6 protein-coding genes are annotated in these 4,629 nt (G+C 70.8%); 5 read left to right on the top strand and 1 reads right to left on the bottom strand.

Annotated features, from left to right (window positions below):
* The first annotated feature begins 2 nt into the window (after positions 1-2).
* Entirely contained in the window at positions 3-629 is a 627-nt protein-coding gene (locus ACRDP3_RS13775) for a response regulator (RefSeq protein ID WP_431517208.1), read from the top strand.
* An 11-nt stretch (positions 630-640) separates the two neighbouring features.
* On the opposite strand, the gene ACRDP3_RS13770 is transcribed toward ACRDP3_RS13775, so the two are convergent.
* Entirely contained in the window at positions 641-1,480 is an 840-nt protein-coding gene (locus ACRDP3_RS13770; protein WP_431517207.1) for a hypothetical protein, read from the bottom strand.
* Positions 1,481-1,611: 131 nt separating this feature from the next.
* Between ACRDP3_RS13770 and ACRDP3_RS13765 the strand changes: the two genes are divergently transcribed.
* The 4 genes from ACRDP3_RS13765 to ACRDP3_RS13750 all read left to right on the top strand — a co-directional run.
* Complete coding sequence (locus ACRDP3_RS13765) at positions 1,612-2,403, top strand: ABC transporter ATP-binding protein (protein ID WP_431517206.1); 792 nt, start codon at positions 1,612-1,614, stop codon at positions 2,401-2,403.
* Between the two features lie 21 nt (positions 2,404-2,424).
* Complete coding sequence (locus ACRDP3_RS13760) at positions 2,425-2,847, top strand: NfeD family protein (protein WP_431517205.1); 423 nt, start codon at positions 2,425-2,427, stop codon at positions 2,845-2,847.
* 68 nt (positions 2,848-2,915) lie between these two features.
* Positions 2,916-3,872 carry an SPFH domain-containing protein gene (locus ACRDP3_RS13755; RefSeq protein ID WP_431517204.1) on the top strand — a complete coding sequence of 319 codons (957 nt, stop codon included), beginning with the start codon at positions 2,916-2,918 and terminating at the stop codon, positions 3,870-3,872.
* A gap of 80 nt (positions 3,873-3,952) precedes the next feature.
* The coding region (locus tag ACRDP3_RS13750) for a sulfite exporter TauE/SafE family protein (protein WP_431517203.1) at positions 3,953-4,629 on the top strand (677 nt) is incomplete at its 3' end.

Here is a 4,629-nt window from a genome sequence, read left to right as displayed (position 1 = left end):
CGATCAGGGTTCTGCTGGTGGACGATCACCAGGTGGTGCGGCGCGGGCTGCGTACGTTCCTGGAGATCCAGGAGGACATCGAGGTCGTGGGCGAGGCGTCGGACGGGGCGGAGGGCGTCGCACGCGCCGAGGAGCTCCGCCCCGACGTGGTGCTGATGGACGTGAAGATGCCCGGTACCGACGGCATCGACGCCCTGCGGCAGCTGCGCGAACGGGGCAGCCCGGTGCGTGTCCTGGTCGTCACCAGCTTCACCGAACAGCGCACCGTCGTACCCGCGCTGCGGGCGGGCGCAGCCGGATACGTCTACAAGGACGTCGACCCGGAGGCCCTGGCCGACGCCATCCGCTCCGTGCACGCCGGGCACGTACTGCTGCAGCAGGAGGTCGCGGGGGCGCTGTTGTCCGAAGAGGACGGCGGCGGCACCGGCCGCGGCCCGTCGTTGACCGACCGGGAGCGAGAGGTGCTGGGGCTGATCGCGGACGGGCGCTCGAACCGGGAGATCGCCCGGGCTCTGGTGCTGTCGGAGAAGACGGTCAAAACGCACGTCTCGAACATTCTCATGAAGCTCGACCTCGCCGACCGAACGCAGGCGGCGCTGTGGGCCGTACGGCACGGACTGGCCGGGTGAACACACAGCCTCTAGCGACCGTCCCGTCCGCGCTCCACCTCCTCCGCGTAGGCGTTGTACGCCGCCACCTGCGCCCGGCGCGCCGTACGCTCCACCGGGCGCAGCACCTCCTCCCGCGCAGTGATCTGGGACGCGCTCACCGCGCCGCCGTGCGCCCTGCCGTCACCGCCGTCCCCGTAGGCGATGGCCACCAGCGCACCCACCCGCTGCGCCAGCTCCAGCACCCGCACCGCACGCGGCGGATACTCCGGCGCCAGCAGCTGCCGTCCCGCCTCCATCCGGGCCCGGTACGCCGCCAGCGCGGCATCCGCCACCGGCCCGGAACCGGCGACGTCCAGCCGCGTCAGCAGCTCCGTCGCCTCCCGCAGGGCCTCCGCCAGTTCCCGCTCCGCCTCGCCGAGCGACGGTACGTCCGCGGGCGGCCCCTCCCGCACTGTCAGACACCGCCAGACCACCTCGACATGCAGGTCGTCGGCATGCACCTCGCCGTGCTCCGGGCCCTCCTCGTGCACCTCCGGTACGAGGCCCAGGGCGACCCCCGAGACCAGTACCGCCTCACCCGCCTCCAGCGCCCGGCTGTTGAACTCCGGCGGCCCGCTCAGCCCGAGCGGATGGCCCGGCACCGGGAGCGCCACCCGCAGCCCCGACGCCCCCAGCGCACGCAGTCGGCCCAGAGCCAGCGTGAGCCCCACGGGCGGCGACTCCTTCCCGTCCGGCTCCGGCAGCCCGGCCACCCGGTGTACGGCGTCCTCCCCGGCGATCCGCAGCGCCGCCTCGTCGGGCGAGGTCGCCGCGGCCAGTAGTGCGTTTCCCCAGGCGGCCAGCCGCCCCGAACGCGGTTCCTCCAGCATGACCCCAGCCTAGAGGCCGTCCCGTGACCCCTGGCGGGGAACGCACGCCCGGAGGGGTGGCGTAGGTTTTCCCCTGGAGACTGTGCCCCGCCGGCACAGCAACAGCGACTGGCAAGGGGAGACGCGCGCTCATGAGCGATGTACTGGACCTGGTGGACGTATCCGTGGTCCGCGAGGGCCGTGCACTGGTGGATGACGTCTCCTGGTCGGTGAAAGAGGGCGAGCGGTGGGTGATCCTGGGCCCCAACGGCGCCGGGAAGACCACCCTGCTCAACATCGCCTCCAGCTACCTCTTCCCGACCACCGGCACCGCCACCGTCCTGGGCGACCGGCTCGGCAGCATCGACGTCTTCGAACTCCGGCCCCGCATCGGCATGGCGGGCATCGCCCTGTCCGACAAGCTGCCGCGCAGCCAGACCGTGCTGGAGACGGTGCTGACCGCGGCGTACGGCATGACCGCGCACTGGCGGGAGAGCTACGACGACGTGGACCGGGACCGCGCGCTCGCCTTCCTCGACCGGCTCGGCATGAACGACTACCTGGACCGCAAGTACGGCACCCTCTCCGAGGGCGAGCGCAAGCGCACGATGATCGCCCGCGCCATGATGACCGACCCGGAGCTGCTGCTCCTGGACGAGCCCGCCGCCGGGCTCGACCTCGGCGGGCGTGAGGACCTCGTCCGCCGCCTCGGCCGGCTCGCCCGCGACCCGTACGCGCCCTCGATGCTCATGGTCACCCACCATGTCGAGGAGATCGCCCCGGGGTTCACCCACGTCCTGATGATCCGCCAGGGCAGGGTGCTGGCCGCGGGACCCATCGAAACCGAACTGACCTCGCGCAACCTCTCCCTGTGCTTCGGGCTTCCGCTCGTCGTGGAGCAGAACGGCGACCGCTGGACCGCTCAGGGACTGCCGTTGCGTTGATCTCCCGCCTACGATGGGGGCGTGGACGCATGGGTGTGGTGGCTGATCGCCGCCGTAGGGCTGGGAATTCCTCTCGTACTCACGGCGATGCCCGAGTTCGGCATGTTCGCCGTCGGTGCGGTGGCCGGAGCCGTCACCGCCGGACTCGGCGGGGGCAGGGTCGCCCAAGTCCTCGTCTTCGCGGTCGTCTCGACCGCCCTGATCCTCGTCGTACGCCCGCTCGCCAAGCGGTCCAACGCACAGCTGCCCGGTCTGCGCAGCGGAGTCGACGCGTTGAAGGGCCGGCAGGCCGTGGTCCTGGAACGCGTCGACGGCCAGGGGGGCCGGATCAAGCTGGCCGGTGAGGTCTGGTCCGCGCGGGCGCTGGACGCGAGTGAGGCCTACGAACCGGGCAGGCAGGTCGACGTCGTGGAGATCGACGGAGCCACGGCCGTCGTGATGTGATAACCGTGATGTGATAGCCGGTAACGACAGATCGACAGATTGTTCGCCGACGTGCAGGGGGCCTGGCGATGGACGCCATCATCATTGTCCTGATCATCCTGGTGGTGCTGGTCTTCATCGCACTCATCAAGACGATCCAGGTCATTCCGCAGGCAAGCGCCGCCATCGTGGAGCGCTTCGGCCGCTACACCCGCACCCTCAGCGCCGGCCTGAACATCGTGGTGCCGTTCATCGACACCATCCGCAACCGCGTCGACCTGCGTGAGCAGGTCGTCCCCTTCCCCCCGCAGCCGGTCATCACCCAGGACAACCTCGTCGTCAACATCGACACCGTCATCTACTACCAGGTCACCGACGCCCGAGCCGCCACCTACGAGGTGGCCAGCTACATCCAGGCCATCGAGCAGCTCACCGTCACCACCCTGCGCAACATCATCGGCGGCATGGACCTGGAGCGGACCCTCACCTCCCGCGAGGAGATCAACGCGGCGCTGCGCGGCGTCTTGGACGAGGCCACCGGCAAGTGGGGCATCCGCGTCAACCGTGTCGAGCTGAAGGCCATCGAGCCGCCGACCTCCATCCAGGACTCGATGGAGAAGCAGATGCGCGCCGACCGTGACAAGCGCGCGGCCATCCTCCAGGCCGAGGGTGTGCGGCAGTCCGCCATCCTCACCGCCGAAGGTGAGAAGCAGTCCTCGATCCTCCGTGCCGAAGGTGAGTCGCGCTCGGCCGCCCTGCGCGCCGAAGGTGAGGCGCAGGCCATCCGTACGGTCTTCGAGTCCATCCACGCCGGCGACCCCGACCAGAAGCTGCTGTCGTACCAGTACCTCCAGATGCTCCCGAAGATCGCCGAGGGCGACGCCAACAAGCTCTGGATCGTGCCCAGCGAGATCGGCGACGCCCTCAAGGGCCTCGGCGGCGCCCTGGACGGCTTCCGGCCCGGCGGGGGCAGCAGCAGCACCGGCGGCGGAGGCGATTCACCGGGCATGGTCAAGCCGCCCCGGCAGCAGCCGAAGATCGACTGACCCGGACGCGCAGGTCGTCCGCCCCTCAGGCATGATCAGTGGTTCGGGAACGACCACTGATCATGCCTGAGGGGCGCCGCGTGACCATCTGGGAGGCAGTGGCGGTGTGCGCCGCCGGTATCGGCGCGGGAGCCATCAACAGCGTCGTCGGCTCCGGCACCCTGCTCACCTTCCCGGTACTGCTCGCCGTCGGCCTGCCGCCCGTCACCGCCAACGTCTCCAACTCCCTCGGCGTCGTCCCCGGCTCGATCAGCGGCGCCGTCGGCTACCGCCGCGAACTGCGCGGGCAACTGCGACGTGTGCTCCGCCTGAGCGGCGTCGTCCTCCTCGGCGCCCTCGGCGGAGCGGTCCTGCTCGTCACCCTGCCGTCCAGCGCCTTCGACATGATCGTCCCCGCGCTGATCGGGATCGCCCTGGTTCTCGTCGTCATCCAGCCGTGGCTCGGCCGCCTCGTCCAGCGCCGACGCGAGCGCCGCGGCGGCACGCCGCACCCGTACGGTGGCGTGCCGCTGCAGACCGGGCTGCTGTTCTCCAGCGCGTACGGCGGATACTTCGGCGCCGCCCAGGGCGTCCTCTACCTCGCCCTCATGGGGCTGTCGCTCGATGAGACCCTGCAGCGCGTCAACGCCGTCAAGAACGTCCTCGGCGCCGTCGCCAACGGCACCGCCGCGGTCTTCTTCCTCTTCGTCGCCGACTTCGACTGGACGGCGGTCGTGCTCATCGCCGCGGGCTCGGCGGTCGGCGGCCAGCTCGGCGC

Origin of the sequence: Streptomyces sp. (assembly GCF_050698815.1) — a bacterium.
Classification (GTDB): Bacteria; Actinomycetota; Actinomycetes; order Streptomycetales; family Streptomycetaceae; genus Streptomyces.
Note: the sequence above shows the minus strand (reverse complement) of the source record. Positions and strands in the feature narration are given on the sequence as shown.